Genomic DNA, 25,247 nt, shown 5'->3' on the forward strand with positions numbered 1-25,247 from the left:
GCGGCTGAGATCGCGCCGTTCAGACGTTGAACTTGAACAGCATCACGTCGCCGTCGGACACGACATACTCCTTGCCTTCGTCGCGCGCCTTGCCGGCCTCCTTGGCCGCGACTTCGCCGCCGAGACCGACATAGTCGTCGTAGGCGATCGTCTGGGCACGGATGAAGCCCTTCTCGAAATCGGAATGGATGACGCCGGCCGCCTGGGGTGCCTTCGACCCCTTGTTCACGGTCCAGGCACGTGTCTCCTTCGGTCCCGCCGTGAAGTAGGTGATCAGCTCGAGAAGGTCGTATCCGGCGCGAATCAGCTTGTCGAGGCCGGGCTCGGCGAGACCCATTGCATCGAGATATTCGGCGACGTCGGCCTCCGGCAACTGGGCGATTTCCGCCTCGATGGCGGCGGAGATGACGACCGCGCCGGCGCCTTGGGTCTCTGCCATCTTCGCCACGGCCTGCGAATGGTGGTTTCCCTCCGCGGCATCGCCTTCGGCGACGTTGCACACGTAAAGAACGGGCTTCGAGGTCAGAAGGTTGAGATTGCGCAGTTCGCGCCGCTCGTCCACGTCGAAGCCGTCCACGAGAACCCGGACCGGCTTGCCGTCATTGAGGACCTCGAGCGCCTTCTCCATGATCGGAAGCTGGGTCTGTGCCTCCTTGTCCTTGCCGGTCGCCTTCTTTCGGGTGGCGACGACGCGGCGCTCGAGGCTCTCCAGATCGGAGATCATCAGCTCGGTCTCGACGGTTTCCGCGTCCGAGACCGGATCGATCTTGCCCTCGACATGGGTGATGTCGTCGTCTTCGAAGCAACGCAGCACGTGGACGATCGCGTCGACTTCGCGAATATTGGCGAGGAACTGGTTTCCGAGGCCTTCACCCTTCGAGGCGCCGCGCACGAGGCCGGCGATGTCGACGAAGGTGATGCGGGTCGGAATGATGTTGGCCGATTTCGCGATGCTCGCGATCGCCTTCATGCGTGTGTCTGGAACCGCGACGTCACCGGTGTTCGGCTCGATCGTGCAGAACGGATAGTTCGCGGCCTGTGCGGCCGCGGTCTTGGTCAGGGCGTTGAAAAGCGTCGACTTGCCGACGTTCGGCAGGCCGACGATGCCGCATCTGAAACCCATGGGGTGAGTCCTTCGGATATGTGTCCGGGCGCCGTCAGGATTAAAGCGCCGCTCGATCTTGATTGGCTGCTGTTTGCAGCGATCTCAGCCGAGGGTCAACATATTCGGAGCCGAGACCTATTCGTCCGGCATGTCCGGACCCATGCCGAGAGCCTGGAGGTACAGATCGAGGATCGCTTCCTGCTCCTGGCGCTCGTTCTGGTCCTGCTTGCGGATCGAGATGATCTTGCGCAGCACCTTGGTGTCGAAACCGTTGCCCTTGGCTTCGGCGTAGACGTCCTTGATGTCGTCCGCGATGGTCTTCTTTTCCTCCTCGAGCCGCTCGATGCGCTCGATGAAGGAACGGAGGTGGTCGCCGGCAACGGCGGAAACGTCGGACATGAAAAGTCTCCCGAGGAGTTGGCCTTGTGGTTCGTTGGACCGGCGGGCCGATCGTCACCAACAGGTCTCATCACAGGGTTAATACGAGCCTAACCGGTGCCGCTCAGGCGGCGGGCGTCGAGGCTCATTCGTGCGGTTCGCGTGCGGCGAAGCTTGCCTGTCCTTCGGGGCTCGCCTCGCTCTGATGGCGCTCGCGCCATTCGTCGTAGGGCATGCCGTAGACGATCTGCCGCGCGGTTTCCTTCGACATGGCCTCGCCCCGCTCGTTCGCCGCCTCCTGATACCAGCGCGACAGGCAGTTTCGGCAAAAGCCCGCAAGATTCATCAGGTCGATGTTCTGGACGTCGGTGCGTTCGCGCAGATGGTCCCGCAGGCGCCGGAATGCGGCAGCTTCCAGTTCGGTCCGGCGTGCCTCGCCCATGCTGCCGTCGCTCTCGGACAATGGTCGGTCCCCTTCATGAAAGTGTTGCGTCTTCGCCATATCGCTGCTCCAGTTGAAGCGTTCAAGTATCGGTCACGGCGCGGGCCGGCGAATATGCCAGCCCATCGCCAGGAAAAGGTGCCATCTCGCCGCAACGAGATTGCTTTGACGGAAATTAGAGCTATGCCATTGTCAGGAAATTCAAACGATTCAAACAAGGCTGGACAGCCCATGCGCGGTGCTTCCCTCTTTCGTCCCGCCGCGGTCGTCAGATCGCTGATCATCGCAGCCCTCGGCATGGCCGGCTCGCTGGCTTTCGGGGCCGGGGCGGCGAAAGCCGATTTTCGCGTCTGCAACGGCACCTCGAGCCTCGTCGGCGTCTCGATCGCCTATCGGGCCGAGGCCGGCTGGACCAGCGAAGGGTGGTGGCGCATTCCGGCCGAGACCTGCAAGCCGCTGATCACCGGGCAGCTCAACTCCCGCTACTATTATCTCTACGCCGAAGACGCCAACGGGGAATCCCGCTGGGCAGGCGACATCAACATCTGCGTCGCCGAGAACGAGTTCAAGATCGCCGGCGTCAGCGAATGTCTCAAGCGCGGCTACCAGCGCATGGGCTTTCGCGAATTCGATACGGGCGAACAGGAAAGCTGGATGGTCCAGCTCACCGAGCCCCCACGCAATGCAACGGAGACTGAATGAGACGGAATCGAAGCGTAAAGATCCTGGCCACACTCGGGCCCGCATCGTCCGAAGAATCTCAGATCGCCGCGCTGCACAGGGCGGGGGCTGACGTCTTCAGGATCAATATGAGCCATGCCAGCCACGATCTGATGCGCGAACTGGTCGGCCGTATTCGCCGCGTCGAGGCCGAGATCGGTCGGCCGATCGGCATCCTCGCCGATATCCAGGGGCCGAAGCTGCGCGTCGGAAAGTTCCGGAACGGTCCGGCCATGCTCGAGATCGGCCAGGAGTTCACGCTCGACAACAATCCGGAGGACGGCGACGAAACCCGCGTCTACCTTCCGCACCCCGAGATCCTCGAGGCGGTCGAAGTCGGTCACCGGCTCCTGATCGACGATGGCCGCCTGTTCCTCGAATGTATCGAGACCAACGGGACGATGGTGAAGACGAAGGTCGTCGCAGGAACAAAGATTTCCGATCGCAAGGGCGTTTCCCTGCCCGACACGACGCTGAGGACGGGCGCGCTGACCGAAAAGGATCGCGCCGATCTGGATGCCGTACTGGAAGCCGACGTCGACTGGGTCGCCCTGTCCTTCATCCAGCGCCCCGAGGACATGGCCGAGGCGCGCAAGATCGCCAAGGGCCGTGCGCTCCTGATGGCGAAGATCGAAAAGCCGCAGGCCGTCGAACGGCTGGACGAGATCATCGAACTGTCCGACGCGATCATGGTGGCGCGCGGCGATCTCGGTGTCGAACTGCCGCTGGAGGAAGTGCCCGGTATTCAGAAGCGGATCACGCGCGCGTGCCGGCGTGCGGGCAAGCCGGTGGTCGTCGCGACACAGATGCTGGAATCCATGATTTCCGCCCCGGTTCCAACCCGCGCCGAGGTCTCCGACGTCTCGATCGCAGTGTTCGAGGGCGCCGATGCAGTGATGCTTTCGGCCGAATCGGCTGCCGGCGATTATCCCGTCGATGCGGTCTCGACCATGAACCGGATCGCGGTTCAGGTCGAGAAGGACCCGCTCTACCCCGGCATCATCGCCGCCCAGCGGCCCGAACCGGAAGCCACCGGCGCGGACGCGGTCTCCCTGGCCGCCCGCCAGATGGCGGAGACGCTCGATGTGGCGGTCATCGTGACCTACACGGCGACCGGAACGACGGGCCTGCGCGCTGCCCGCGAGCGGCCGCGCATTCCCATTCTCGCGCTGTCGCCGATCACGCGGACCGCGCGGCGCCTGTCGCTGGCCTGGGGCCTCCATTGCGTGGTCACGGAGGACGCGCAGGATCTCGAGGACATGGTCGACAAGGCCTGCCGGATCTCGGTCGAACAGGGCTATGCGGTGGCCGGCCAGAAACTGATCGTCACCGCCGGCGTGCCGCTCCGCCAGCCCGGCGCAACGAACATGCTGCGCATCGCCTATATCGGCTCGGACGGCCTTTCGGCCGTCTGATCCCGTCCGGGGACCGACGAACGAACGGCGCGGGTCGTCCCGCGCCGTTTCCGTTATCCGCCTAGAGCGAAATGCGATAAGTCTGGATCGACATTTCGCTCTAAGTGTTTGTTGTTCCGCATGATGTTGTCCGAACAGTCATGCAACTTTTTGGCATCATGCTCTAAGGACGATCTTTCGAACGAAACGGTCCGCAGGCGTCGGTCGGGGCGCCCGGGATGCCTAGAACCAGCGCTCGCGCACATAGACCGTGTCGCCCGGAAGCAGCGGGTCGGAGGTCAGCACGCGGCCGGTGACGATCTCGTTGCCGATCTGGCGCGTAATGTCGACCGTGGCCTGTTCGGCGCGCGGCGTGAAGCCACCCGAGACCGCGATCGCCTTCTGCACCGTCATGCCCGGAACATAGGTGTACTGCCCCCCTTGCGTGACCTCGCCCATGATGAAGAAGGGGCGATAGCGATCGACCGCGATGGTGACGTCCGGATCGTTGACGAACCCGTCGCGCAGGCGCGCTGCGATCTCGCCCTCGAGCTGCTTCGACGTCCGTCCCCGAGCCGGAACGTCGCCGATCAGCGGCATGGAGAGGTAGCCGGCCTTGTCGACGGGATAGGCCGCCGTGAGTTCGCTCTGGTCGAAGACCGTGACGCGGGCGACGTCGCCGCTGTCGAACCGGTAGGGTTGGTTGAGGGCCGCATGGAAGGCCGGCGGCGCCGGCTTGTAATGGGACGAGCAGCCGGCGAGGACCGACAGGGACAGGCCGATGACGAGCCTGGAAAATGTCTTCATTTCAAAGGTCCCTCGTCGCTCTGAACGCACCCGTTCGGCTGTCGTTCGCCAAGACCCGGGTCGGATCTCGTCCGTCGCCCGAAAGCCTTACAGCAATTAGGGTTAATCATTGGTGAAACCGCTGCGCGAGCGCGCCCCGGCGCAACGCCCGGAGCGCAGTCTTCGATCGGCGTGATCGAAACGTATGGTCCGCTTAACGGACTGGTTACCAAAACGCGCGACGCTTGCGCCACGGGCTTCGCGGCTTACGGGTGCTTCCGAAGCGCTGCGGACGCGGCGCGAACAGGAACCTGGCCGGCATCGTCGAAGATCGGACGGCCGGCGAAGATCAAGTGGACGATGGCGATCATGAGCAATCCCAGCACTCGATACGAGACGTCGGGCGATCAGCCCGGGATCGCGGTCGCCGACCCGCTAAAGCCCCTCGACAAGAGCGCGCGGCTGGCCGTCGAGGCCGGGCCCGGACACGGATTTTACAAGGCGATGACAGATATGGCGAATGCGAACGTGGACGGCCTCGACCCTCGGCCCGCCGAACAGCCGGACGCCGGCTCGAGCCTCGTCGGTCTCATCGAGCAGGTGGGCGTGGACGATCTCGCCTTTGCCGCCAAGGACATGAAAGTAAAGCGCCTCGTCGTCGTCACGCCGTTCGGCGATCCGGCCTCGCTCGGTACGGTTCTCACGCTGGCACGGCTCCTGACCGAGGACAACCACCCGGTCGCCCTGATCCAGCTCGACGGCAACGCGCCGTCACCCGTCACCGGCGACGAGGATGGCGACACGCGCGCACAGGCCGGTTGGATCGACCTTCTGGGCGGCGGGCGCGAGGTCGCCGACATCATTCACAGGGATCCGCACAGCCGTCTTCACGTGGCGCCCTCGGGCGGTGTCGATACCGAGGCCCTCGAGGAGGACCAGCTCGAGGATCTCGCATTCTATCTTGGCGCCTTCAACGACGCCTATGCGATGAACGTCATCCATGCACCGATCGAATCGCTGAAACGCCTCTCCGGGTTGAACGACGGCGAGACCGCGGTGATCGTCGCGGCCGCCGAGGACAGAAGCGCGGATGTCGAGGCACTGGCGCACGACCTGAACGCCGCCACGAGCTACGATGTCCTGCACCTGACGTCCGAAGCCGACATGCGCATCCTGCACTGACAGGCTTTCGGCAGGACACGCCGGGCACGCGAGCAACCGCCGTGAAAACCGGTGTCGATGTTCGCAAAGCCTGATGCGTGAAACCACGGAGGTGGCCGCAGTTTCGGAGGCCGGGCCCTTTGCAAGGGACCCGGCCTTCTGCTGCGACAATGACCGATGTTGACGGCACGAGCGCTGCGCTAGATTGGGTGGGGTATGAGGCGGTCCATCGGCCGCCCGTTTCTTGATGAATAGGCGTCCATGTCCGGCTTCCTGACCTTTCTTGCGATCAGCGCGATGGTCGCGACCGCGATCGTCCTCCTCGCCGGGCTTCTGAACCTGATGAAGGACGGACCCGGCAACCGTTCGCAAAAGCTGATGCGATACCGCATCCTGTTCCAGGCGATCGCGGTGGTTCTGATCGTCCTGTTCCTCGTCTTCGGCCGCTGACGCGCGGCCGTTGCGAGCCTGTCCCTCCGATACGATGAGATGAGCCATCATGGTCAAGTTGAACAAGATCTACACGCGGACCGGTGACAAGGGCGACACCATGCTCGGCAATGGCGAGCGCCGGTCGAAGGACGATCTGCGCGTCGAGACGTACGGGACTGTGGACGAGCTCAACGCCACCATCGGCATGGCACGGCTTCACGCATCCGGGACGATGGACGCGATGCTGGCGATGATCCAGAACGAACTCTTCGACCTCGGCGCCGAGCTCGCGACACCGCAGAGCGGCGAGCCCCTGGGCTTCGAGCCGCTGAAGGTCGTCGACAGCCAGGTCGATCGCCTCGAAGCGGAGATCGATCGCATGAACGAGAAGCTGGAGCCCCTGAAGAGCTTCGTGCTGCCGGCCGGATCGCCGGTCGCCACCCATCTTCACCTCGCGCGCACCGTGGCGCGCCGAGCCGAACGGCTGATGGTATCGCTGGCCCGGAAGGAACCGGTGGCCGATACGGCGATCCGTTACATGAACCGCCTCTCCGATCATCTCTTCGTCTGCAGCCGCATCGCCAACGACGAGGGCAGGGGCGACGTCCTCTGGGTGCCGGGCGGCAGCCGCTGATTCACCGTTTTCGATCCTGCGGCCCGTTTTCGGGCCTTACGCGCGTCGAAAGCGAACAGATTTTCCCGCTTCCCGCCCCGATGTAAATCAGAATGCTTGAAATCGCGGCGTTCCGAAGCCACACCAGACACCATATCCGGGCCTGAGATCTGCTCAGGCCGTAACGCATTCGGGAGCTTTGCCCCATGAAAATTCTCGTCGCCGTCAAGCGCGTGGTCGATTACAACGTCAAGATCCGCGTCAAGGCGGATGGATCGGGCGTGGAACTGGCCAACGTCAAGATGAGCATGAACCCGTTCGACGAGATCGCCGTCGAGGAAGCCGTCCGACTCAAGGAGGCCGGCACAGCCGCCGAGATCGTCGCCGTCTCGATCGGGCCCAAGCAGTCTGCCGACACGATCCGTACCGCGCTCGCTATGGGCGCCGATCGCGGCATCCATGTCCAGACCGACGAGATCGTCGAACCGCTGGCCGTCGCCAAGATCCTCAAGGGCATCTGCGAGACGGAGGCGCCGGACATCGTCTTCCTCGGCAAGCAGGCGATCGACGACGACTGCAACCAGACCGGCCAGATGCTGGCCGCGCTTGCGGGCTGGGCGCAGGGCACGTTCGCCTACAAGGTGGAGCCGTCGGACGGCCGCGTCGCGGTGACCCGCGAGGTCGATGGCGGCCTGCAGACGGTGGATCTGAAACTGCCCGCGATCGTCACCGTCGATCTGCGCCTCAACGAGCCGCGCTACGCCTCGCTGCCCAACATCATGAAGGCGAAGAAGAAGCCGATCGAGACGAAGACCCCGGACGATTTCGGCGTCGATATCACGCGCCGGCTCGAAGTCCTGAAAACCGAAGAGCCGGAGGTCCGCAAGGCAGGCGTGAAGGTCGCGTCCGTCGATGAACTCGTCGACAAGCTCAGGAACGAAGTCGGCGTCATCTAAAGACCCCCGGAGAATACGATCATGACCACGCTTTTACTCGTCGAACACGACAATTCCGATCTTTCGCCGGACAATGCCAAGGCTCTCACCGCGGCGCTCGCGCTGGGGCCGGACGTGCATGCGCTGGTCGCCGGACAGGGCGTCGACCACGTCGCGGCGGCAATGGCCCGGCTCGGCGGCGTCGCCAAGGTGCTGACCGCGGACGGCGAACAGTTCGCCCACCAGATGGCCGAGCCGGTCGCTGCGCTGATCGTGGCCATGGCCGGCGATTACGACGCGATCGTCGCGCCGTCCACGACGACCGGCAAGAACGTTCTGCCCCGTGTCGCCGCGCTTCTCGACGTCATGCAGATTTCCGACGTGACGAGCGTCGAGGGTCCCGATGTCTTCAAGCGGCCGACCTATGCCGGCAATGCGATCGAGACCGTGCGATCCTCCGATGCGACGAAGGTCATGACGATCCGAACGACGAGCTTCGAGGCGGCGGGCGAGGGCGGGGCGGCACCCGTCGAGGCGGTTTCGGTGTCGATCGACGAACCCGGCGTCTCGACCTTCGTCTCGGAGGAGCTGGCCGAGAGCGAACGGCCGGACCTGACGAGTGCCAAGGTGATCGTCTCCGGTGGCCGCGCGCTCGGCTCGGACGAGAGGTTCAAGACGCTTCTGATGCCGCTCGCCGACAAGCTGGGCGCCGCGATCGGTGCCTCGCGCGCCGCGGTCGATGCCGGCTATGCGCCGAACGACTGGCAGGTCGGCCAGACCGGCAAGGTGGTGGCGCCCGATCTCTACATTGCCTGCGGCATCTCCGGCGCGATCCAGCATCTGGCCGGCATGAAGGATTCCAGGGTGATCGTCGCAATCAACAAGGACGAGGAAGCGCCGATCTTCCAGGTCGCCGACTATGGCCTCGTCGGCGACCTGTTCGAACTGGTGCCGGAGCTGACCGAAAAGCTCTAGCTCGCCGCGCTCAGCCTCGCTCGCCGTGCCCCTTGGAAGGCGTCGCCTCTGCCGCTATGCTGCACTGCATATAAGCAAGCGGGCTCCGACACCTTCCAGGCAGCCGGGGCCACGACAACAATCGGGAGGCGAGGCCATGAACGAGATCAGGAATGTGGGCATCATCGGGGCCGGGCAGATGGGGTCGGGGATCGCCCACGTCGTGGCGCTGGCCGGCATGAAAGCCCGGCTCTACGATGTGAGCGAGGAGCAGACGCAAAAGGGCCTCGCCCGCATCCAGAAGGGCCTGGAGCGCCAGGTCGCGTCCGAGAAGATCAGCGCGGACGACGCCCGGACCGCAATGTCCCTGATCGAGACCTCCGTCGAATTCTCCACGCTCGGCGATCTCGATCTCGTCATCGAGGCGGCGACCGAGAACGAGGAGGTGAAGCGCAAGATCTTCCGCGATGTGTGCCCGCACCTCTCGCCGACCGCGATCCTTGCGTCCAACACCTCGTCGATCTCGATCACCCGGCTTGCCGCGGCCTCCGACAGACCCGAGCAGTTCATGGGCATCCATTTCATGAACCCGGTTCCGGTCATGAAGCTCGTCGAACTGGTGCGCGGCATCGCGACCGGCGACGAGACGTTCAGGGCCTCGAAACAGTTCGTCGACAGGCTCGACAAGCAGGTGACGGTGTCGGAGGATTTCCCCGCCTTCATCGTCAACCGTATTCTTCTGCCGATGATCAACGAAGCCATCTACACGCTCTACGAGGGCGTCGGCTCGGTCACCTCCATCGACACCGCCATGAAGCTCGGCGCGAACCATCCGATGGGCCCGCTCCAGCTTGCCGATTTCATCGGGCTGGATACGTGCCTGTCGATCATGCAGGTGCTGCATGACGGGCTGTCGGATTCCAAATATCGTCCGTGCCCGCTTCTGGTGAAATATGTCGAAGCCGGCTGGATCGGCCGCAAGGTGGGCCGCGGCTTCTACGATTATCGCGGCGAGCAACCGGTGCCGACGCGCTGATACCGGCGATTATGCATGGGGTTTCGCGATCGGGTCATCCGACGCCGGACACGTTGGGCGTCGGCGGTGCGCCGCCCGGCAGACCACGTCCCTATCGCGCGCTGATCGGCGAGGCTTCGGAGAGTATGCGCACGGTCTCGACTGCTTCGTCCGCGCCGGTCTCGGGCCGCTTTCGCGTCTTGATGCAATCGATGAAATGCAGGAGCTCCTGCGTCAGCGGCAGGCCCGCCTCGTACTCCATGTATTCGGCGGCGGCCTGCGTGAAATCGAAGCCGCGTTCGCCCGGCCGGACCTTGTGGCCGTAGAAGGCGAGCTTCTCGTTCTCCGGCGCTAGATCGTCGAACACGAGCATGCCGTCGGTTCCGATCGCGACGAAGCGGCGGTCGCGATAGGCCGAGACGCGCGAGACGTGGACGTCGGCCGTCACGCCGCTCGGAAAGGTGAAGGACATGTCGGCGATGTCGGTCTCGTCGCTCAAGACCGTGCGGCGCTTGGCGCGGATCGTGTCCGGATGCTCGCCGGCCAGATGCAGGATCAGGGAGAGGTCGTGCGGGGCGAGATCCCAGACCACGTCCATGCCGAGAAACCGCCCGAGGCCGAGCCGGTTGGCGATCAAATGCCGGACGGTGCCGATCTTGCCCGCCGCCACGAGTTCGCCGAGGCGCCGGAAGACCGGGTGAAACCGCAGGACATGGCCGACCATCAGGAGGCGACCGTGCTCTTCGGCCGCCTTCGCCGTCGCTTCGGCTTCGGCGGTGTCGAGCGCGATGGGCTTTTCGATGAGCACGTCCTTGCCGGCGGCAAAGGCGCGGCGCGCCGTCGGGCCGTGCAGGCGTGCGGGAAGCGCGAGAATGACGGCGTCGATCGCATCGCTTTCGATCGCCTCGTCGAGCGTCAGCGCCGGCACGCCGTGCTTCTCGGCAAACCCTCCCGCGCGCTCCGCATCCTGATCCGCGACGGCCGCGAGGCATTGCAGTTCGGCCAGCGTTCGAACGTGATTCTGACCCCATTGGCCACAGCCGATGACCGCGATGTTGGGTGCCATGGCCGGCTCCTTCATGTGTCGAGTGCGCTTTCGTGCCGGGTTAGCCGCAAGCCCTTCGATGAGCAAGGGCGATCAGGACGCCGATTCCCGTATTCGCCCGTAGCGGATGGTCTCGAAGCGCATGGTCAGGAGGTCGACCATCAGGAAGCGTCCGAGCAGCGGCTCGCCGGCGTCGCAGATCATCTTGATCGCTTCGCTGGCCGCGAGCGTTCCGATGACGCCGGTCGTTGAGCCGAGGATGCCGGCCTCGGCGCAGGAGGGAACGGTGCCGGCGGGTGGCGCCTGCGGAAAGAGATCGCGGTAGCGGGGCAGGGGCCGTCCGTCCGCGCCGTCGCGGTAAGGCGCAAGCACCGTCAACGAACCGGAAAAGCGCTGGACGGCGGCGGTGACGAGCGGGACCTTCGCGGCCGCGCAGAGATCGGCCATGGCGTAGCGGGTCGCGAAATTGTCCGAACCGTCGACCACCAGATCGCAGCTCGAGACGAGTTCGTGACCGTTCGCCGTCGTCAGGTGGTGGGGATGAGCCTCGAAGCGGACATGGGGATTGATCCGCGCGACGGCATCGGCGGCGCTGTCGAGCTTCGCGCGCCCGATATCGGACGTCCCGTGCAGGACCTGGCGCTGGAGGTTGGAGAGCGAGACCGTGTCGTCGTCGGCGCAGACGATGGTTCCGACGCCTGCGGCGGCCAGATAGAGCGTGACCGGCGAGCCGATGCCGCCGGCCCCGACGACGAGCACCCGCGCAGCCTTCAGCTTCTGCTGGCCGGACCCGCCGATTTCGGGAAGCACGATGTGCCGGGCGTAGCGTTCCAGTTCATCTGGCTCGAGGGGTGCGTCTGTCATCACAGGTCCTTCGTCTCTGTCGCTCAGGCGCGTTCGGCCGCGCCCTCGGCGATGGTCATCATCTGGGCGCGATCGCCGAGCGCTTCGAACAGGTCGCGGTCGGTGCCCGTCATGAAGGTCTGGCCGCCGAGCTCGCCGACGAGGTCGAAGAGGCTCGCCCGTCGCCCGGCATCGAGATGGGCGGCGATCTCGTCGAGAAGGAGGATCGGCGCCATGCCGGACAGGGTCGAGGTGAGCCGCGCATGGGCGATCACGAGGCCGACGAGAAGCGCCTTCTGTTCGCCTGTCGACGAGAGCCCGGCGGGCATGTCCTTGGCAAGATGTAGAACGGACAGATCGGCCCGGTGCGGACCTTCCAGCGTGCGCCCGGCCGCCATGTCGCGCCGCCGCTCGCGCGACAGCCGATCGCGATAGAGATCCTCGATCTCGACGGCGGGCTTGCCGAAATCCGCTTCGTCGAGGCCGGGCATCAGGAAAAGGCCCGCCTTGGGAAACGGCGCGGAAGGATCGGCCATCGCGATCGCATGGGTGAGGTTGGCGACCATCTCGGCGCGGGCGAAGGCCATGGCGACGCCCAGTTCCGCCATCTGCATCTCGATGCCCGACAGCCAGCGATCGTCGAGCCGGTTGTCTGACAGGAGCCGGTTTCGCGACCGCATCGCTCGCTCGAAATCGGTGGCGCGCTTGCCATGGGCCGGATCGACGGAGAGAACCATCCGATCGAGAAACCGGCGTCGGTCTCCGGCGGGCCCTGTGAAGAGACCGTCCATGGCCGGCGTCAGCCAGACGATGCGGGCAAGGTCGAGCAGCTCCTCGGACGATCTGACCTGGGTTTCGCCGATCTTGACCTGACGGGTGGAGGAGCCTTCGCCGTCGAGCCGAACGCTCGTCGCCACGATGGTCTCGTCCCCGTCCGCGACGATGCCGGCCCGGATGGAGAACGCGTTCTCCCCGCCCTTGCGGACCATGTCCGCATAGGTCGCGCGGCGCAGGCCACGGCCGGGCGACAACAGCGAGAGGGCTTCGAGAAGATTGGTCTTTCCGGCACCGTTCGGGCCGGCAAAGACGACAAAGCGCTTGTCGAATTCGAGACTGAGTGTGGCGTAGTTGCGAAAATCGAAGAGCTTCAGCGATTCCACACCGCTCGACGCGTCGGCCCGGTCGTCAGCCATGGTTTCTCGCAGACTCTTTCGTGCCGGACGAAACAGAAGGCGCGCGGATCGTCAAACCCGCATCGGCATGAGGACGTAGAGCGTCGAGGTGTCGTCGTCATCCCGGATCAGCGTCGGCGAACCCGGATCGGCGAGGACGAAGACCGCCTCCTCGCCCGACAGCTGGCTCGTGACGTCGAGGAGATAGCGGGCGTTGAAGCCGATCTCCAGATCGTCCGAATCGTAGCCGACAGCCAGTTCCTCCGTCGCCGTGCCCGCATCGGGCGAGTTCACGGTCAAGGTGAGGTTCGAATCGGCCAGCGTCAGCTTCACGGCGCGTCCGCGCTCCGCCGAGATCGTCGATACGCGGTCGACGGCGGACGAGAAGGTCGCGCGGTCGAGCGTCAGTTCCTTGTCGTTGTTCTGCGGAATGACCCGCTGGTAATCGGGAAAGGTGCCGTCGATCAGCTTCGAGGTCATCACCACCGGACCGATGGTGAAGCGGATCTTGGCGTCCGAAAGATCGACCCTGATCTCGGTATCGGCGGCGCAGTCGCCGAGCAGCTTCTGGATCTCGCCCACGGTCTTGCGCGGGACGATGATGCCGGGCATGCCTTCCGACCCGCTGGGGGCCTTCATCTCGGCGCGCGCCAGGCGATGGCCGTCGGTCGCCACCGCCCGCAGCATCAGGTCGCCCTCGGATTCGATGGTGTGGAGGAAGATGCCGTTCAGATAGTAGCGGGTCTCCTCGGTCGAGATCGCGAACTGCGTGCGCTCGATCAGCCGTGCCATGCCGGCAGCCTCGATGGTGAAGCCATGGCTGAGCTCGCCGGCGGTGATGTCGGGAAAATCGGTCTCCGGCAGGCACTGGAGGCGGAAGTTCGAACGACCGGCGGAAACGGTCATCTGGGTGCCTTCGCCGTTCAGGCTCAGCTTCACTTCGGCGCCGTCGGGCAGCTTCCTGACAATATCGTAGAGGAGGTGGGCCGGAACGGTCGTCGCCCCGTCCTGCTCGCCCTGCGCCGCGACCGATTCCGTGATCTCGATGTCGAGGTCGGTGGCTTTCAGGCCCAGCGTGTCGGAGCCGGCGCGCAGCAGCACGTTCGACAGGATGGGGATCGTGTTGCGCCGTTCGACCACGCGGTGGACGTGCGCCAGCGACTTCAGAAGGTTCGATCTCTCGATGATGATACGCATAAGACTGGACCGTTCGAAAAGGGAGCGGGCGAGGGCGGCGTTTGCAAGCTGCCCATCCTCGAAATGCCGGTCTTAAAGAAAGTCAGGCCGGAGGGGAAGCTTTCGAGCCCCCGACCCCGGCGGAACGCTGTGGGTATCCCGACATCGGCGCGTCGCTGGCCGAAAGGGTCCTATTCCTCGATCATCCGGCGGATGACGTCGAGCTCCTCGGAAAAGACGTCGTCCTTGCCGCGTTCGGCTTCGATCTTGCGCACCGCGTGCAGGACCGTCGTGTGATCGCGTCCGCCGAAGCGGCGTCCGATCTCCGGCAGCGAGCGCGGCGTCATGGTCTTGGCGAGATACATGGCGATCTGGCGCGGACGCACGATGGTGCGCGTTCGGCGGGCCGACAGGATGTCGGTGCGCGAGATGTTGTAGTGCCGCGACACGAATTTGAGGATGTCCTCGATGCGGACCCGCCGTTCGGCGCTCGAGCGGGAGAACTGCGAGAGCAGGTCCCCGATCGCGTCGGGATTCAGCGGCTGCCCCAGCGAATGGCGGAACGCGATCTGGTTGAACGCGCCTTCCAGATCCCGGCCCGTGCCGTCGACGCGGCGCGCGATCGCGTCGATGGTCTCTTCGGGCAGGTTGAACGTGATGTCGTCGGCCGAATGGGCCCGCACGCGCATCTCGACGATCGAGCGGCGCATCTCGTAGTCCGGCGAGGCGATCTCGAGCGTGATGCCGTTGGACAGGCGCGAGCGAACGCGCGGATCGAGGCTCTCCAGCTCCTTGGCGGGGCGATCGGCAGCACAGATGACATGCTTGGCCGAATCGATCAGCGCGTTCAGGAGATGGCAGAACTCCTGCTGGATCGACTTGCCCTGGAGAAACTGGACGTCGTCGATGATGAGAACGTCGATGCCGCGCAGGGTCTCCTTCAGGTCGAGCGCCTTGTTGTCGCGGATCGCCGATGCGAAGCGCCACATGAAGTATTCCGCCGTCAGATAGACGACGCGGGGCGCGTCCTCGCGGGCGGCGGCGGCATTCGCGATGGCCTGGAGAAGATGGGTCTTGCCGAGACCGACACCGGCATGGACGAAAAGCGGGTTGAAGCGGAAGGATTGCGGCCCGTTCTCGGCGATCGCCCGGCCCGCGGCAAGCGCCACGCGGTTCGCCGCGCCTTCCACGAAATTGTCGAAGACGTAGCGCGGATCGAGCGGGGAGCCGAGTTCGCAGCCATTGGCGATGCCGCCCGACAGGGTGCCCGGACGCAGGTGATGGACGCTTGCGGACGCACCGGTCGCCGCCGGCTGGGCCGGACGGTCGATGGCGATCCTGGCGCGGTTGGCTTCTTCGGAGGCGGCCGTCGCCTGCCGCAGGCGAACCCCGCCGCCGCGAACCGCGCTCCTGACGACGATATCGACACGCAAGGTGCCGGGAACCTCGGCCTTGAACGCCTCGGTCAGCATCTCTTCGTAATGGCCGCGAATCCAGGAGCGCAGGAACGCCGTCGGCACCGATACCTGGCAGATTCCCTTGCCGACATGGTCGAGATGCATGCGCTGGAACCAGCTTGCGAAGATCTCCTGGCCAAGCTGTGCCCGCAGGCGGGCGCTGACGCGGGCCATCACCACCTCGTCGCCGCTCTCCGCACCGCTGCCACCGAAGTCGTCCGTCGCTTTCGCCATCATCGCCCGCCCTTATCGTAGTCCAAAGGAAGTTCGCCCCCGCGTGCAGCGAAGCTTCCGTATGATCGTCTGTCTCTTGAGAGGTGTGGAAGGCGCTATCCCTGTTGCCAGGGCAGCCCTTCCGCTTTCCAGCCGGCGCTCTTGCCGCGATGCCCTTCGGCGTCGGGCGGTCCTTCGAAGCCACCGGAGATGTTGAAGCAGTTGGCGTAGCCGCTTGCCGTCATGAGCGCCGCCGCAGAGGCGGAGCGTTGTCCGGAACGGCAGAGAAAATAGATCTCCGCGTCCCGGTCGCCGCCGGCGCGATCGATCGCTTCCGCCGTCAGGGAGACGAAGTTCGGATCGATGCTCATGGTGGGATAGACCTGCCATTCGGCGAGGATCGGCTGCTTGCCGGCCTCATCGAGGCGTGCAATGCCGACGAAGGTCCATTCCGGCCGGGTTCTCACATCCACCATGAACGCGTTCGGAGTTTCCTTGAGACGCGCCCAGCAGTCCGACGGGGTCACGTCGGCTTTGTAGTCACCTTGCATGTCACACTTTCCTCGTTCTCCCGCCCACGAAGGACCCGGAGCGGCACACGTATCAGTATCGCGCGCAATCAAATCTTTTAAGACGAAGGGAGCCGCGGTGTCCGTTCAGTGAAACTGACGATCTAAACCTTTGACCCCTGCCGAATACTCATTCGCGAAAGGTCTTGGGTCCGTCGTCTTCTTCGGCACGATGCGTTGCTCCAACCTTGTCTCGAGGTTGAAAATACGGCGCGAGGGAGGTGGTGGCAAGGCGGATTCTTGGAGATTCGCGCTTCCGGCTGACTCAGTGTGATGTTCTGGGCAAGGCATCGCGGCCGGTCGGCATCGTGAATCCCCGAGAGTCAGGGCTTCCACAGAAAAGATCTGTTGATAGGGCCGACGCGCTTTATTTTTTTCAGGGTCGAGCATGACCGGCGCTTGACTCGGCAGTTCCCGGAAACGGAAATGGCAAGGTTTTCTTAGAAGTTCAGTGACCTTATCTAAGATCCTGATTGCACTACGATATTTCGCGTGCAAAATCGGTCGTTCGAATTTGCACCGAATCGTATGGCCCATCTGCGACGAATCGATGACATTCCGGTCGCGCCGTTTCCATTCGTTTCCAAAACCCAAAGACCGCGTATCGCCCCTCCGAAATCGATGCGGCCGGCAATCGCCTCGAACGCTTCGATCGGCGCGGAACCACGTCGCCATCGAGAGGGGCGGACGGCAGGGACAGCTGCGAGAGGATGGCACGCGCCCGCGAGAGCCTGACGCCCGACGGGACGCCGGGCAACGGCCCGGCCGGGAAGCGACGTCCGCAACTATACTGTGATGGCAAAAGAACTGCGGCAGACGGGGCCGCGTCGGCCGATATCGCCCTGTCGGCGATTTTAACAATTCGTGAACGCGCATGCCCGGAACCTGACAGATTTTGTATGCAGAGAGGTCGAAGAGCCACTGCAGGCCGGCGCCATGCTTCTGGATTGGGGAAGATCCATGAGATGGTAAGGCCGGCCGGCCATAGTCCGAGGTGGCAGACCTGACCAACGCTTCGGACCTTGATCGAGGGGAACCACTTATGACGATGACGCACGCCGCATCAGCGACGAGCCTGAAACGGGCATTGGTTCTGGCGCTCGGCCTTTTCGGCTTCGCAGCTCAGCCGGCCATGGCCGATTGGAAGACGCCCTGGAAGGACGACGACCGCGCGATCGTCATCGACGCCTACGAGTTCAATCCCATCGACTGGGAGAAGATGGCGTCGGACAAGCGGATCGCCGCGTTCATCAACAAGGGCTCCGATGGAATGCCGCCGGAATACCGGTGCGGTTCCAAACAGGACGATGCCTGGAAGCTGTGCAAGAATCGCTGGTGGAAATATTCCGTCACCAAAGAGCTGTTCATGACCCGCAAGCAGATCGCCAAGTCCAAAGGCATGCTGTGGGGCGCCTATCACCTCGGACGTCCCGGCAATCCGCGCGCCCAGGCCGACCATTTCATCAATTTCGCCGAGCCGGACGAAGACGATCTGATCGCCCTCGATATCGAGGATATCGGGCCGGAATGGATGAGCCTCGAAGACGCCGAGATCTTCTCAGACCAGATCAAGATCCGCACCGGGCGCTATCCGGTCCTCTATACCAACGGCAATACGGCCAAGCATATCTCGGACAACCGCGCCGATTACCCGCTGCTGTCGCGCCTGCCGCTCTGGTATGCGCGCTATACCGGCGACATCACCGGCAAATTCCCGGAAGAGACGTGGCCGTCCTATGCGCTGTGGCAGTTCTCCTCCATGCACAATTGCAATGCGCGGTCCTGCCCGTACCGGGTGGACGGCACCAAATACGACATCGACGTCAACGTTTCGAACCTGGATGTCGCGGGTCTGAAGGCGGCATGGCCGTTCGACGAGCTGCATCCGCTGCCCGATCCGCTGTCCGATCCATCCATGCTGATGGCCGGGATCGACGCCGAAACGCGCAGCGCCGTCTCGAAGCTCGAACTCGACGCCGACCGAACGGACGAGACCGAAAGCGGCATGCTGGCGGCCTATGGTCCGATGGGCGATCGACCGAAACGCATCGATCCGCTCAAGCTTCTGAACACGGTCGCGGCCGAGGGGCCCGGGCGCGACCCGTCGCCGGTCGCGGTTCGGCCGGCCGCCGCGGCCGACGCAGAGGACACCTCCGACGCCGCCGATGGTTCGGACGCTGCGGGCGCCGTGGCGGCGACGGTCGAGGGGGAAGCGGCACCCGGCATGCCGATCCCGAGCTTCAATCCGATGCGGGCCCATCGCACAGCCGGCAAACCTCCCGCCACGGTGACCCAGACCGTGACGCAGGACGAAACGCCGCGCCGCGAAGCCGACGATCAGGCGTCGACGGTGATCCCCGAGCCGGCGGCGACGGACAGCGAAGCCGTCGCCGGGGACGAGGCGGCGAACCTGTCGAGCGCCGACGAAACGGGCGCCGGCCGATATGCGACCTTGTCGGCGGCAGATCTGCGCGTTGCCGATGCGTTCAGCCTGACCAATTGACGATGCGCAGCTTCTGACGGGATTCCCCGCTCGACAATCAATTCTCCACGGCCCTCGGCCGGCAGTCACGAATTATTTTGCATCGGTCCGGAACGTTCTTCTCGTTGCGACATTTCGGACGGACCAGAACAAAATAACAGTGTTGGAGTATAATCATGGGTAAGGCGATCGGCGCCATCATCGCGATCATCATCGTCGTGGTCGTTGCATATTTTCTTTTCTTCTTTGTCGATGTCGACGTGACGCAGGAGGGTTCGCTCCCGGAAGTGAACGTCGAGGGCGGCGAACTTCCTGAGGCGGATGTCCAGACCGGCGACGTGAATGTCGGATCCGAAGAAAGAACTGTCGAAGTTCCGACGATCGATATCGAGCCGGCTCCCGAGGACGGCGCGGAACAGCCTGCCACCTCCAACTGATCGGCCGGGGCTGGACCCCGCACCCGGTGAGCGAATGCCGCAGGGCGCTTCCTTGGGAAGCGCCCTTTTTCGTGCCCGAACCGCAGCGGCTTCCAAGTCACGCCCCGTGCATTTGCGCGGCCCGCTTGCTATAGGCGCGCACGGAGCCCGCAATGTCCCGAAAAATCGACGACCCCATCATCCGCGATGCGAACGACCCGGCCGCGATCGGCCAAGCGCTGGAACTCCTGCGTGCCGGCCAATGCGTCGCCGTGCCGACCGAAACCGTGTACGGCCTCGCCGCCGATGCGACGAACGGTGACGGCGTCGCCCGCATCTTCGCGGCCAAGGGCCGGCCATCCTTCAATCCGCTGATCTGTCATGTCCCCGATATGGGCATGGCGGATCGGCTGGCGTTCATCGATCCCCTTTCCGAAGCGCTGATGGCCGCGTTCTGGCCCGGTGCCCTCACGATCGTCTGCCGGCTTCGGGAAGAAAGCGGCATCCATCCGCTCGCGACCGCCGGCCTCGACACGGTGGGTCTGCGATCGCCCGTCGGCGTCATGTCGGCGCTGGCGCGGGCGCTCGGCCAGCCGCTGGCCGCCCCGAGCGCCAACAAGTCCGGCCGCGTCAGCCCGACGAGCGCGGCCCATGTCGCGGCAAGCCTGGAAGGTCGGATCCCGCTGATCCTCGACGGGGGCGCGGCCCGCGTCGGCGTCGAATCCACCATTGTGCGGGTCGAAGCCGACCATATCGCGCTTCTGCGGCCGGGCGGCATTTCGCGCGGCGCGATCGCGCAGGCATCGGGACGTCCGGTCAGGACGCCCTCCCGTGGCGCGTCGAACCCGATCGTCACGGCGCCCGGCCAGCTGACCTCCCATTATGCCCCCACGGGCGCCGTTCGCCTCGATGCCGAACATGTCGAGCCCCACGAATGGCTGATCGCATTCGGTCCCCGCCTTCCGGAGGGGCACGACGCGGCGCGGGGCATTATCAATCTCAGCCCGTCCGGCGATCTTCGAGAAGCGGCGGCAAATCTCTTCGGTGCTCTCGCCGCCATCGACCGGCCCGCGATCCGTGCCATCGCGGTCATGCCGATACCCGACGAGGGCCTTGGCGAGGCGATCAACGATCGCCTGAAACGGGCCGCAGCCCCGCGGGACTGAACTCGAACGCCTCGCAAGGGCAACGCTTACGCTTTCGTGATCGACCATCGACGGATGCTCTCCCGCGCGGTAGGTCCGGAGCATGGAAACCACATCTGATACGACCGGGCGCAGCATGATCGCGCCTGCGCTCCGGGAGCGGTTCGCCGCGATCGTCGGCCCGGCCAACGCGCTGAGCCCGGAGGCGGCGGGCGCGCAATATCTGCGCGAACCGCGCGACCTGTTCCAGGGGGTGGCGGGGCTCGTCCTGCGGCCTCGCTCCACCGAAGAGGTCGCGGCGATCGTGAGGCTCGCCAGCCAGACCGGAACGCCGATCGTACCTCAAGGTGGAAACACCGGTCTTGTCGGCGGGCAGCAACCCCGCTCGAAGGGCGAGATCCTTCTTAGCCTGTCGCGCCTCAACGCGGTCCGGGAGCTCGACCGCGTCGGCCGGACCATGACGGTCGATGCGGGCGCCGTGCTCCAGACGATCCAGGAGGCGGCGGACGATGCCGGCCTGTTCTTTCCTTTGTCGCTCGGCGCCAAGGGCACGTGCCAGATCGGCGGCAATCTCTCGTCCAATGCGGGCGGCACCGGGGCGCTCGCCTATGGCACCGCGCGCGACATGTGTCTCGGCATCGAGGCGGTCCTGCCGAACGGGGAGATCATTCATGGCCTCCGGCGCCTGAAGAAGGACAATCGCGGCTATGACCTGCGAAACCTTCTGATCGGCGCCGAAGGCACGCTCGGGGTGATCACCGGTGCGGTGCTCAAGCTCTTTCCCAAGCCGAGGGGCCGGGAGGTGGCCTATGCCGGACTGAAGAAGGCGGCGGACATGACGGCGCTTCTGGGCGTTGCGGAACGCCATGCCGGCACGAACCTTACCGGTTTCGAGTTTCTTTCGCGCGCCGGAATGGAGATGACGCTGCGCCATACGCAAGGCGCGCGCGACCCTCTGGACGCGGCGCACGAATGGTACGTCCTCATCGAGGTGACGTCGCAGCGCTCGTCGCAGGACGCGCGCGAAACCCTCGAAGCGCTCCTGACCGACGCGTTGGAGAGCGGATTCGTGGACGATGCCGTCATCGCCCAGTCGCAAGCCCAGGCCGAGGCGTTCTGGACGCTGCGCGAAGAGATGAGTTGGGCCCAGAAGCCGGAAGGCGGCTCGATCAAGCACGATGTGTCGGTGCCCGTGGCAACCGTTCCCGACTTTCTCGTCAAGGCCAGCGAGGCGGTTCTGGCGGCGATGCCGGACGCGCGTATCGTGCCCTTCGGGCATCTGGGCGACGGCAATGTCCACTACAACATCTCCCAGCCGGTCGGTGCCGATACCGCCGCCTTTCTCGCGCGTTGGGACGAGATCAGCCATCTCGTTCACGCCGTCGTCCGGGATTTCGACGGGAGCTTCTCGGCCGAGCACGGCATCGGCGTCCTGAAGGCCAAGGAGCTGGCCGAAACCAAGGCGGGCGCCGAATACGCGGCGATGGTGGCGATCAAGACCGCGCTCGATCCAAACAACATCATGAATCCGGGCAAGCTGATTCAGATTTGATTCAAGTTTTCTTTCCGCTAACCCTCTGATCCGTCAGATTTGCTTAACCCCATATCTTAGGAGGGGAGTAGGAGGCGGTCCGTAAGTTGGTGTCATGAAAGGCCGGGACACACCGGCCGGCAAGAGAAGCCGCAAACGGCTCTCAACACAGGCAAGAGGCGTCATGACCATCAACGTTGCACAGACCGTCGATCTTTCGCGACCCGATTGGGCCAACGCTCCGGTCCGCATGGATCCGTCCGTTCCCGCCGGTGTCCAGTCGATCGAGATCCCGTCCGCCGATGGCGAACTGGTTCGCTATCAGGTCAGCCCGCGCGGCGCGGTGATTCACCGCAAGCTTCAGCGCGCCGGTCTGCCGGTGTCGATCGCGCTTTCGGCGCGCGCCTTTGAGGGCATCGCCGCCCGGGCCATCGAACATGCCGACGGCTCGGTGACCGTCACGCTGGAGCTGTTCCACAAGACCGATCCGGCCCTGTGCGTGCCGCTGCTGGTGGCGAGCGATCTCTACGACGTCGCCGCCGACTGGCGCTCATGGGCCGATTTCTTCGCGCTTCCCATGCTGATGATCGAGGCCAACGGCTCCGTCATCGCACTGGAAGACACGGTCGGAACCGTGAAGAGCGGCCAGCCCGCACCGCGCCGCCGCTCCTCGAACCGCACCCGTCGCCCGCGCTTTCTCGCCCGTCGCAAGATCGGCGGCCTCGGCATGCGCATGATGGTGGACGGCGAGGAGATCATTGCCCGTCATTGACGCCTGCCGCATGTGCGAGGCCTCTCAGATCAGCTTCAGGCCGCGCAGACTGGCGTGGCCGTTCTTTCCGATGATGACGTGATCATGAAGATTGATCCCCAGCGGCTTCGCCGTATCCTGGATCATCCGCGTCATATCGATGTCGGCCCGCGACGGGGTCGGATCGCCGGACGGATGGTTGTGAACGAGAATCAGCGCCGTCGCGTTCAGTTCGAGCGCCCGGCGCACCACTTCGCGCGGATAGACCGGCGTGTGATCCACCGTTCCGCGCCCCTGCACCTCGTCGGCGATGAGGGCGTTCTTCTTGTCCAGGAACAGGATGCGGAACTGCTCGCGCGGCTCGTGCGCCATGACCGCGGTGCAATATTGCAGGACCGCCGACCAGGATGACAGCACCTCGCGCTGCCTTACGGCCGAGCGCATGGCGCGCTGGTTGATGCTGGCGACGATGGCGAGATCGAGCGCCACGGCGTCCTTCACCCCTTCCACCTCCGTCAGAAGACGATGCGGTGCGTTCAGCACCTCTCCGAGCGAGCCGAACCGCGCGATCAGCGCCTTGGCGACGGGCTTGACGTCCTTGCGCGGGATCGAGCGAAACAGAACCAGTTCGAGGAGTTCGTAATCGGCCAGGGCGTCGGATCCCTGCGCGGCGAACTTGCCCTTCAGGCGTTCGCGATGGCCGTCGTGATGCTTGACCGGCTTGGCCCTGGCCGAACTTGCGCTTTCCGCAAGACCCGGCCGCGCCGTCGCATCGTCCAGTTCGCTCTCACGCTCGCTTGCGCGCAGATCGGGCCGCTTGTCCCATCCCGCCATCGCCCGCGCCTCAGGCCGCTGCGGCGAGCGGCGGAACCGTGATGCCGGGCGTGTCGAGACCCTTCAGCGAATAGGTGAACACCTCGCATCCCTCCTCGGTCACGCCGAGGGAGTGCTCGTACTGCGCGGAAAGACCACGATCACGGGTGACGGCCGTCCAGCCGTCCGCGAGGATCTTCACGTTCTGGCGCCCGGTGTTGATCATCGGCTCGATCGTGAAGATCATGCCGGGTTTCAGCTCGGGGCCTTCGCCGTACGAGCCGTAGTGCAGCACGTTCGGGGCGTCGTGAAACAGCTGGCCGACGCCATGGCCGCAAAAGTCGCGGACGACGGAACACCGTTCCGCTCTGGCATATTCCTCGATCGCCGCCCCGATATCGCCGACATGGCCGCCCGGTTTCACCGCCGCGATGCCGAGCAACAGCGCACGGTAGGTCACCTCGCAAAGGCGTTCGCTGACACGCTTGACCTGGCCGACGGGATACATGCGGGACGAATCCCCATGCCAGCCATCGACCACGTAGGTGACGTCGATATTGACGATGTCACCTTCCTTCAGCGGCTTGTTGTTCGGAATGCCGTGGCAGACCACATGGTTGATCGAGGTGCAGACGCTCTTGGTGAAGCCGCGATAATGCAGCGAAGCCGGAGCCGCATTCCGCTCGACGCCGAACTGCCAGACGAAATCGTCGATCGCCTGGGTCGTGACGCCCGGCTTGACGATCTCGGCCAGCGCGTCGAGGCATTCGGCCGTCACGCGCGATGCCCGGCGCATGCCCTCGAAGGCCTCCGGCCCGTAGAGACGGATCGCGCCCGTGTTGCGTTGCGGGTTGGCTTCGGCTTCGAGATAGGTGGTCATGGCGCGTCGGATGCCGGATTTCGTGGTGGAACGGGACCTGCCGGATCGCAGATGGGGATCGCGACCGACGGGGTGATCATATCCGGGCTGATGTCGCACCGAACGCCGTACGCTTCAACCCCTCTGGCGCGTGCGGCCGTGAAGGCCGCCGCGTAGCCGGGATCGAGATCGGCCGCGAACGCGACCCGGTCGCAATCGCCGCGCTGGACGATATAGAGCATCACGGCCCGATGCCCGGCCTCGACCTGGTCGCCGAGTTCGCGCAGATGCTTTGCCCCGCGCAGCGTCACGCAATCGGGAAATTCGGCGAGACCCGGCTCGCGCATCAGGTGAACGTTCTTCACCTCGATATGGACGAGCCGCCCGCCGGGCTCTTCGCCCAGAAGATCGATGCGCGAATTGATCCCATATTTCACCTCGCGCCGCAGGGCCCCGAGGCCGGACAATGCCGGCACGAGACCGGCCGCGATCGCCTCTTCCGCAAGCTTGTTGGGCAGATTGGTGTTGATGCCGACCAGCGTGCCGTCGGCCTCCACCAGTTCCAGCGTGAGCGGCAGTTTGCGGGTCTTGGAGGACGAGCGCGAGAGCCAGACTTTCGACCCGGGCGCCTTCAACCCCATCATCGCGCCGGGATTGGGGCAATGGACGGTGGTTTCCTCACCGGTTTCGTCGATCACCACATCGGCGAGAAAGCGCTTGTAGCGCTGGACAAGGCGGGCGGGATTGAGCTGCGAGGGAAAGAGCGGCGGGGCGAAGGGCGGTGAGGGGGAACTGGCCATCATGGCGTCTGCCTATGCGGCGGACGGCCCATCCGTCAAC

The 25,247-nt window shown here is 64.8% G+C and carries 26 protein-coding genes; 13 read left to right on the forward strand and 13 right to left on the reverse strand.

All coding sequences use genetic code 11. The features are described from left to right. Positions 1 to 19: 19 nt before the first annotated feature. The 3 genes from ychF to U0C82_RS10815 all read right to left on the reverse strand — a co-directional run bounded on the left by ychF (position 20) and on the right by U0C82_RS10815 (position 1,925). On the reverse strand, positions 20 to 1,123 hold the full coding sequence (gene ychF / locus U0C82_RS10805; RefSeq protein ID WP_322187116.1) for a redox-regulated ATPase YchF: 1,104 nt from the start codon (positions 1,121 to 1,123) through the stop codon (positions 20 to 22). Positions 1,124 to 1,240: 117 nt separating this feature from the next. Further along, positions 1,241 to 1,504: a DUF2312 domain-containing protein gene (locus tag U0C82_RS10810; RefSeq protein ID WP_322187117.1), complete on the reverse strand. Its 264-nt coding sequence runs from the start codon at positions 1,502 to 1,504 to the stop codon at positions 1,241 to 1,243. A gap of 124 nt (positions 1,505 to 1,628) precedes the next feature. Next, a complete protein-coding gene (locus U0C82_RS10815; protein ID WP_322187426.1) occupies positions 1,629 to 1,925 on the reverse strand; it encodes a DUF1244 domain-containing protein in 297 nt (98 codons plus the stop codon). Positions 1,926 to 2,222: 297 nt separating this feature from the next. On the opposite strand from U0C82_RS10815, the gene U0C82_RS10820 reads away from it, so the two are divergent. Both U0C82_RS10820 and pyk read left to right on the forward strand, forming a co-directional pair. Beyond that, positions 2,223 to 2,627, forward strand: coding sequence for a DUF1036 domain-containing protein (locus tag U0C82_RS10820; RefSeq protein ID WP_322187427.1), 405 nt, complete (start codon positions 2,223 to 2,225; stop codon positions 2,625 to 2,627). Then, the gene (gene pyk, locus U0C82_RS10825) at positions 2,624 to 4,060 is read left to right on the forward strand and encodes a pyruvate kinase (protein ID WP_322187118.1); all 1,437 of its coding nucleotides are present in this window, start codon (positions 2,624 to 2,626) and stop codon (positions 4,058 to 4,060) included. The genes U0C82_RS10820 and pyk overlap by 4 nt, the downstream gene beginning before the upstream one ends. A 222-nt stretch (positions 4,061 to 4,282) precedes the next feature. On the opposite strand, the gene U0C82_RS10830 is transcribed toward pyk, so the two are convergent. Then, the gene (locus U0C82_RS10830) at positions 4,283 to 4,846 is read right to left on the reverse strand and encodes a polysaccharide biosynthesis/export family protein (RefSeq protein WP_322187119.1); all 564 of its coding nucleotides are present in this window, start codon (positions 4,844 to 4,846) and stop codon (positions 4,283 to 4,285) included. Positions 4,847 to 5,194: 348 nt separating this feature from the next. Between U0C82_RS10830 and U0C82_RS10835 the strand changes: the two genes are divergently transcribed. From U0C82_RS10835 to U0C82_RS10860, 6 genes are all read left to right on the forward strand, one after another. Then, positions 5,195 to 6,007, forward strand: a complete 813-nt coding sequence (locus U0C82_RS10835; protein WP_322187120.1) for a P-loop NTPase family protein — start codon at positions 5,195 to 5,197, stop codon at positions 6,005 to 6,007. Between the two features lie 240 nt (positions 6,008 to 6,247). Beyond that, on the forward strand, positions 6,248 to 6,436 hold the full coding sequence (locus U0C82_RS10840) for a twin transmembrane helix small protein (protein ID WP_322187121.1): 189 nt from the start codon (positions 6,248 to 6,250) through the stop codon (positions 6,434 to 6,436). Between the two features lie 49 nt (positions 6,437 to 6,485). Then, positions 6,486 to 7,052 carry a cob(I)yrinic acid a,c-diamide adenosyltransferase gene (locus U0C82_RS10845; RefSeq protein ID WP_322187122.1) on the forward strand — a complete coding sequence of 189 codons (567 nt, stop codon included), beginning with the start codon at positions 6,486 to 6,488 and terminating at the stop codon, positions 7,050 to 7,052. A 185-nt stretch (positions 7,053 to 7,237) separates the two neighbouring features. Further along, entirely contained in the window at positions 7,238 to 7,987 is a 750-nt protein-coding gene (locus U0C82_RS10850) for an electron transfer flavoprotein subunit beta/FixA family protein (RefSeq protein ID WP_322187124.1), read from the forward strand. A 21-nt stretch (positions 7,988 to 8,008) separates the two neighbouring features. Continuing rightward, on the forward strand, positions 8,009 to 8,941 hold the full coding sequence (locus tag U0C82_RS10855) for an electron transfer flavoprotein subunit alpha/FixB family protein (RefSeq protein WP_322187125.1): 933 nt from the start codon (positions 8,009 to 8,011) through the stop codon (positions 8,939 to 8,941). Between the two features lie 136 nt (positions 8,942 to 9,077). After that, on the forward strand, positions 9,078 to 9,956 hold the full coding sequence (locus U0C82_RS10860; protein ID WP_322187126.1) for a 3-hydroxybutyryl-CoA dehydrogenase: 879 nt from the start codon (positions 9,078 to 9,080) through the stop codon (positions 9,954 to 9,956). A 91-nt stretch (positions 9,957 to 10,047) separates the two neighbouring features. On the opposite strand, the gene U0C82_RS10865 is transcribed toward U0C82_RS10860, so the two are convergent. The 6 genes from U0C82_RS10865 to U0C82_RS10890 form a co-directional block, all read right to left on the reverse strand. Beyond that, positions 10,048 to 11,001: a Gfo/Idh/MocA family protein gene (locus U0C82_RS10865; protein WP_322187127.1), complete on the reverse strand. Its 954-nt coding sequence runs from the start codon at positions 10,999 to 11,001 to the stop codon at positions 10,048 to 10,050. A gap of 72 nt (positions 11,002 to 11,073) precedes the next feature. Then, a complete protein-coding gene (gene moeB / locus U0C82_RS10870; protein ID WP_322187128.1) occupies positions 11,074 to 11,844 on the reverse strand; it encodes a molybdopterin-synthase adenylyltransferase MoeB in 771 nt (256 codons plus the stop codon). Positions 11,845 to 11,867: 23 nt separating this feature from the next. Beyond that, on the reverse strand, positions 11,868 to 13,016 hold the full coding sequence (gene recF / locus U0C82_RS10875) for a DNA replication/repair protein RecF (RefSeq protein ID WP_322187129.1): 1,149 nt from the start codon (positions 13,014 to 13,016) through the stop codon (positions 11,868 to 11,870). A 51-nt stretch (positions 13,017 to 13,067) separates the two neighbouring features. Continuing rightward, positions 13,068 to 14,192, reverse strand: a complete 1,125-nt coding sequence (gene dnaN / locus U0C82_RS10880) for a DNA polymerase III subunit beta (RefSeq protein ID WP_322187130.1) — start codon at positions 14,190 to 14,192, stop codon at positions 13,068 to 13,070. Positions 14,193 to 14,362: 170 nt separating this feature from the next. Further along, positions 14,363 to 15,862: a chromosomal replication initiator protein DnaA gene (gene dnaA, locus U0C82_RS10885; RefSeq protein ID WP_322187131.1), complete on the reverse strand. Its 1,500-nt coding sequence runs from the start codon at positions 15,860 to 15,862 to the stop codon at positions 14,363 to 14,365. 95 nt (positions 15,863 to 15,957) lie between these two features. Beyond that, entirely contained in the window at positions 15,958 to 16,392 is a 435-nt protein-coding gene (locus tag U0C82_RS10890) for a rhodanese-like domain-containing protein (protein WP_322187132.1), read from the reverse strand. 1,060 nt (positions 16,393 to 17,452) lie between these two features. On the opposite strand from U0C82_RS10890, the gene U0C82_RS10895 reads away from it, so the two are divergent. From U0C82_RS10895 to U0C82_RS10915, 5 genes are all read left to right on the forward strand, one after another. Continuing rightward, positions 17,453 to 18,913, forward strand: coding sequence for a glycoside hydrolase family 25 protein (locus tag U0C82_RS10895; protein ID WP_322187133.1), 1,461 nt, complete (start codon positions 17,453 to 17,455; stop codon positions 18,911 to 18,913). A gap of 155 nt (positions 18,914 to 19,068) precedes the next feature. Continuing rightward, a complete protein-coding gene (locus U0C82_RS10900) occupies positions 19,069 to 19,329 on the forward strand; it encodes a hypothetical protein (RefSeq protein WP_322187134.1) in 261 nt (86 codons plus the stop codon). A gap of 152 nt (positions 19,330 to 19,481) precedes the next feature. Continuing rightward, positions 19,482 to 20,474, forward strand: coding sequence for an L-threonylcarbamoyladenylate synthase (locus U0C82_RS10905; RefSeq protein ID WP_322187135.1), 993 nt, complete (start codon positions 19,482 to 19,484; stop codon positions 20,472 to 20,474). A 115-nt stretch (positions 20,475 to 20,589) separates the two neighbouring features. Continuing rightward, positions 20,590 to 22,005 carry an FAD-binding oxidoreductase gene (locus tag U0C82_RS10910; protein WP_322187428.1) on the forward strand — a complete coding sequence of 472 codons (1,416 nt, stop codon included), beginning with the start codon at positions 20,590 to 20,592 and terminating at the stop codon, positions 22,003 to 22,005. A gap of 163 nt (positions 22,006 to 22,168) precedes the next feature. Then, on the forward strand, positions 22,169 to 22,756 hold the full coding sequence (locus U0C82_RS10915) for a DUF6101 family protein (RefSeq protein ID WP_322187136.1): 588 nt from the start codon (positions 22,169 to 22,171) through the stop codon (positions 22,754 to 22,756). A gap of 24 nt (positions 22,757 to 22,780) precedes the next feature. Here the strand turns inward: U0C82_RS10915 and radC are convergent, their stop codons facing one another. From radC to sfsA, 3 genes are read right to left on the reverse strand one after another with little or no spacing between them, the layout of a single operon-like run. Continuing rightward, positions 22,781 to 23,569 carry a RadC family protein gene (gene radC / locus U0C82_RS10920; RefSeq protein ID WP_322187137.1) on the reverse strand — a complete coding sequence of 263 codons (789 nt, stop codon included), beginning with the start codon at positions 23,567 to 23,569 and terminating at the stop codon, positions 22,781 to 22,783. A gap of 10 nt (positions 23,570 to 23,579) precedes the next feature. Next, positions 23,580 to 24,428, reverse strand: coding sequence for a type I methionyl aminopeptidase (map, locus tag U0C82_RS10925; protein WP_322187138.1), 849 nt, complete (start codon positions 24,426 to 24,428; stop codon positions 23,580 to 23,582). Beyond that, positions 24,425 to 25,207, reverse strand: coding sequence for a DNA/RNA nuclease SfsA (gene sfsA, locus U0C82_RS10930; protein WP_322187429.1), 783 nt, complete (start codon positions 25,205 to 25,207; stop codon positions 24,425 to 24,427). The genes map and sfsA overlap by 4 nt, the downstream gene beginning before the upstream one ends. Positions 25,208 to 25,247 lie beyond the last annotated feature (40 nt).

This window comes from Fulvimarina uroteuthidis (genome assembly GCF_034321785.1).
Classification (GTDB): domain Bacteria; phylum Pseudomonadota; class Alphaproteobacteria; order Rhizobiales; family Rhizobiaceae; genus Fulvimarina; species Fulvimarina uroteuthidis.